3 rRNA genes are annotated in these 5,031 nt (G+C 48.0%); all 3 read right to left on the bottom strand.

Annotated features, from left to right (window positions below):
• Positions 1 to 68: ribosomal RNA gene (gene rrf, locus KA856_RS13390) — 5S ribosomal RNA — on the bottom strand; the annotation flags it as partial.
• Positions 69 to 145: 77 nt separating this feature from the next.
• Positions 146 to 3,066, bottom strand: a 23S ribosomal RNA gene (locus tag KA856_RS13385).
• 281 nt (positions 3,067 to 3,347) lie between these two features.
• Positions 3,348 to 4,900: ribosomal RNA gene (locus KA856_RS13380) — 16S ribosomal RNA — on the bottom strand.
• Between the last annotated feature and the right edge of the window lie 131 nt (positions 4,901 to 5,031).

Here is a 5,031-nt window from a genome sequence, read left to right as displayed (position 1 = left end):
GCGCTAAGGAGCTTAACTTCTGTGTTCGGCATGGGAACAGGTGTGACCTCCTTGCTATAGTCACCAGACAATATCATGTATAACTATTATACATTCAAAACTAGATAGTAAGTAAAATTTAGTTCAACCAACAAAACTTTTAAATTTGATTAAGTCTTCGATCGATTAGTATTCGTCAGCTCCACATATCGCTATGCTTCCACCTCGAACCTATTAACCTCATCATCTTTGAGGGATCTTATAACCGAAGTTGGGAAATCTCATCTTGAGGGGGGCTTCATGCTTAGATGCTTTCAGCACTTATCCCGTCCATACATAGCTACCCAGCGATGCCGTTGGCACGACAACTGGTACACCAGAGGTATGTCCATCCCGGTCCTCTCGTACTAAGGACAGCTCCTCTCAAATTTCCTACGCCCACGACGGATAGGGACCGAACTGTCTCACGACGTTCTGAACCCAGCTCGCGTACCGCTTTAATGGGCGAACAGCCCAACCCTTGGGACCGACTACAGCCCCAGGATGCGATGAGCCGACATCGAGGTGCCAAACCTCCCCGTCGATGTGAACTCTTGGGGGAGATAAGCCTGTTATCCCCGGGGTAGCTTTTATCCGTTGAGCGATGGCCCTTCCATGCGGAACCACCGGATCACTAAGTCCGTCTTTCGACCCTGCTCGACTTGTAAGTCTCGCAGTCAAGCTTCCTTGTGCCTTTACACTCTATGAATGATTTCCAACCATTCTGAGGAAACCTTTGAGCGCCTCCGTTACTCTTTAGGAGGCGACCGCCCCAGTCAAACTGTCCATCTGACACTGTCTCCCACCATGATTAATGGTGCGGGTTAGAAATCCAATACAGCGAGGGTAGTATCCCACCAACGCCTCCACGTAAGCTAGCGCTCACGTATCTAAGGCTCCTACCTATCCTGTACAAGCTGTACCGAATTTCAATATCAGACTACAGTAAAGCTCCACGGGGTCTTTCCGTCCTGTCGCGGGTAACCTGCATCTTCACAGGTACTATGATTTCACCGAGTCTCTCGTTGAGACAGTGCCCAAATCGTTACGCCTTTCGTGCGGGTCGGAACTTACCCGACAAGGAATTTCGCTACCTTAGGACCGTTATAGTTACGGCCGCCGTTTACTGGGGCTTCGATTCGTAGCTTCGCAGAAGCTAACCACTCCTCTTAACCTTCCAGCACCGGGCAGGCGTCAGCCCCTATACATCACCTTACGGTTTAGCAGAGACCTGTGTTTTTGATAAACAGTCGCTTGGGCCTATTCACTGCGGCTCTCCTGGGCGTGAACCCTAAAGAGCACCCCTTCTCCCGAAGTTACGGGGTCATTTTGCCGAGTTCCTTAACGAGAGTTCGCTCGCTCACCTTAGAATTCTCATCTTGACTACCTGTGTCGGTTTGCGGTACGGGCACCATAAATCTAGCTAGAGGCTTTTCTCGGCAGTGTGAAATCAACGACTCGAGGAAACAATTTCCTCTCCCCATCACAGCTTGACCTTAAGAGTGCCGGATTTGCCTAACACTCAGTCTTACTGCTTGGACGTACAATCCAATCGTACGCTTCGCCTATCCTACTGCGTCCCCCCATCGCTTAAAACGATTCATGGTGGTACAGGAATATCAACCTGTTATCCATCGCCTACGCCTATCGGCCTCAGCTTAGGACCCGACTAACCCAGAGCGGACGAGCCTTCCTCTGGAAACCTTAGTCAATCGGTGGACGGGATTCTCACCCGTCTTTCGCTACTCACACCGGCATTCTCACTTCTAAGCGCTCCACATGTCCTTACGATCATGCTTCAACGCCCTTAGAACGCTCTCCTACCATTGTCCTACGGACAATCCACAGCTTCGGTAATATGTTTAGCCCCGGTACATTTTCGGCGCAGTGTCACTCGACTAGTGAGCTATTACGCACTCTTTAAATGATGGCTGCTTCTAAGCCAACATACTAGTTGTCTGGGCAACGCCACATCCTTTTCCACTTAACATATATTTTGGGACCTTAGCTGGTGGTCTGGGCTGTTTCCCTTTCGAACACGGACCTTATCACCCGCGTTCTGACTCCCAAGTTAAATTGATTGGCATTCGGAGTTTGTCTGAATTCGGTAACCCGATAAGGGCCCCTCGTCCAAACAGTGCTCTACCTCCAATAATCATCACTTGAGGCTAGCCCTAAAGCTATTTCGGAGAGAACCAGCTATCTCCAGGTTCGATTGGAATTTCTCCGCTACCCTCAACTCATCCGCTCACTTTTCAACGTAAGTCGGTTCGGTCCTCCATTCAGTGTTACCTGAACTTCAACCTGGTCAAGGGTAGATCACCTGGTTTCGGGTCTACGACCAAATACTCAACGCCCTATTCAGACTCGCTTTCGCTACGGCTCCACATTCACTGCTTAACCTTGCATCAAATCGTAACTCGCCGGTTCATTCTACAAAAGGCACGCCATCACCCATTAACGGGCTCTGACTACTTGTAAGCACACGGTTTCAAGTTCTCTTTCACTCCCCTTCCGGGGTACTTTTCACCTTTCCCTCACGGTACTGGTTCACTATCGGTCACTAGAGAGTATTTAGCCTTGGGAGATGGTCCTCCCGGATTCCGACGGAATTTCTCGTGTTCCGTCGTACTCAGGATCCACTCAAGAGAGAACAGATTTTCGACTACAGGATTATTACCTTCTTTGATGCATCTTTCCAGATGCTTCGTCTAATCTATTCCTTTGTAACTCCGTATAGAGTGTCCTACAACCCCAACAAGCAAGCTCGTTGGTTTGGGCTATTCCCGTTTCGCTCGCCGCTACTCAGGGAATCGATTTTTCTTTCTCTTCCTGCGGGTACTAAGATGTTTCAGTTCTCCGCGTCTACCTTCGATACGCTATGTATTTACGTATCGATAATACGACATAACTCGTATTGGGTTTCCCCATTCGGAAATCTTTGGATTACAGCTTACTTACAGCTCCCCAAAGCATATCGTCGTTAGTAACGTCCTTCATCGGCTTCTAGTGCCAAGGCATCCACCGTGCGCCCTTAATAACTTAATCTATTTGCTTTCAACTCGACAACCGTCGGTTGAAAACCCAAAATGTTATTAATCTGTGAGTGTTCTTTCGAACACTAGCGATTATTTCTTTTTGAATTCAAGCTTATTTAAAACTCTTATTCACTCGGTTTTGCTTGGTAAAATCATAAATTTTACTTACTTATCTAGTTTTCAATGTACAAATTATTAAAGAATACTCGAATGAGCATTCAAAACTGAATACAATATGTCAATGTTATTCCTTCTCATCTTCTAAAGAAGATGTTCCGAATATATCCTTAGAAAGGAGGTGATCCAGCCGCACCTTCCGATACGGCTACCTTGTTACGACTTCACCCCAATCATTTGTCCCACCTTCGACGGCTAGCTCCATAAATGGTTACTCCACCGGCTTCGGGTGTTACAAACTCTCGTGGTGTGACGGGCGGTGTGTACAAGACCCGGGAACGTATTCACCGTAGCATGCTGATCTACGATTACTAGCGATTCCAGCTTCATGTAGTCGAGTTGCAGACTACAATCCGAACTGAGAACAACTTTATGGGATTTGCATGACCTCGCGGTTTAGCTGCCCTTTGTATTGTCCATTGTAGCACGTGTGTAGCCCAAATCATAAGGGGCATGATGATTTGACGTCATCCCCACCTTCCTCCGGTTTGTCACCGGCAGTCAACTTAGAGTGCCCAACTAAATGCTGGCAACTAAGTTTAAGGGTTGCGCTCGTTGCGGGACTTAACCCAACATCTCACGACACGAGCTGACGACAACCATGCACCACCTGTCACTTTGTCCCCCGAAGGGGAAGGCTCTATCTCTAGAGTTGTCAAAGGATGTCAAGATTTGGTAAGGTTCTTCGCGTTGCTTCGAATTAAACCACATGCTCCACCGCTTGTGCGGGTCCCCGTCAATTCCTTTGAGTTTCAACCTTGCGGTCGTACTCCCCAGGCGGAGTGCTTAATGCGTTAGCTGCAGCACTAAGGGGCGGAAACCCCCTAACACTTAGCACTCATCGTTTACGGCGTGGACTACCAGGGTATCTAATCCTGTTTGATCCCCACGCTTTCGCACATCAGCGTCAGTTACAGACCAGAAAGTCGCCTTCGCCACTGGTGTTCCTCCATATCTCTGCGCATTTCACCGCTACACATGGAATTCCACTTTCCTCTTCTGCACTCAAGTTTCCCAGTTTCCAATGACCCTCCACGGTTGAGCCGTGGGCTTTCACATCAGACTTAAGAAACCGCCTACGCGCGCTTTACGCCCAATAATTCCGGATAACGCTTGCCACCTACGTATTACCGCGGCTGCTGGCACGTAGTTAGCCGTGGCTTTCTGATTAGGTACCGTCAAGACGTGCATAGTTACTTACACATTTGTTCTTCCCTAATAACAGAGTTTTACGATCCGAAGACCTTCATCACTCACGCGGCGTTGCTCCGTCAGGCTTTCGCCCATTGCGGAAGATTCCCTACTGCTGCCTCCCGTAGGAGTCTGGACCGTGTCTCAGTTCCAGTGTGGCCGATCACCCTCTCAGGTCGGCTACGTATCGTTGCCTTGGTAAGCCGTTACCTTACCAACTAGCTAATACGGCGCGGGTCCATCTATAAGTGATAGCAAAACCATCTTTCACTTTAGAACCATGCGGTTCTAAATGTTATCCGGCATTAGCCCCGGTTTCCCGGAGTTATTCCAGTCTTATAGGTAGGTTACCCACGTGTTACTCACCCGTCCGCCGCTAACGTCAAAGGAGCAAGCTCCTTATCTGTTCGCTCGACTTGCATGTATTAGGCACGCCGCCAGCGTTCATCCTGAGCCAGGATCAAACTCTCCATAAAAATATGATGTTTGATTAGCTCATAAAATACTAATTTGTGTTATTAATAACACGTTGTTTTGATTCAACATTTAATGTTGAAATCGGAATTAACGTTGACATATTGCAATTCAGTTTTCAATGTTCATTTGT

Origin of the sequence: Staphylococcus sp. GDB9P120P, assembly GCF_017893435.1 — a bacterium.
GTDB classification, from domain to species: domain Bacteria; phylum Bacillota; class Bacilli; order Staphylococcales; family Staphylococcaceae; genus Staphylococcus; species Staphylococcus cohnii.
This window is presented reverse-complemented; position numbering and strand designations above follow the sequence as displayed.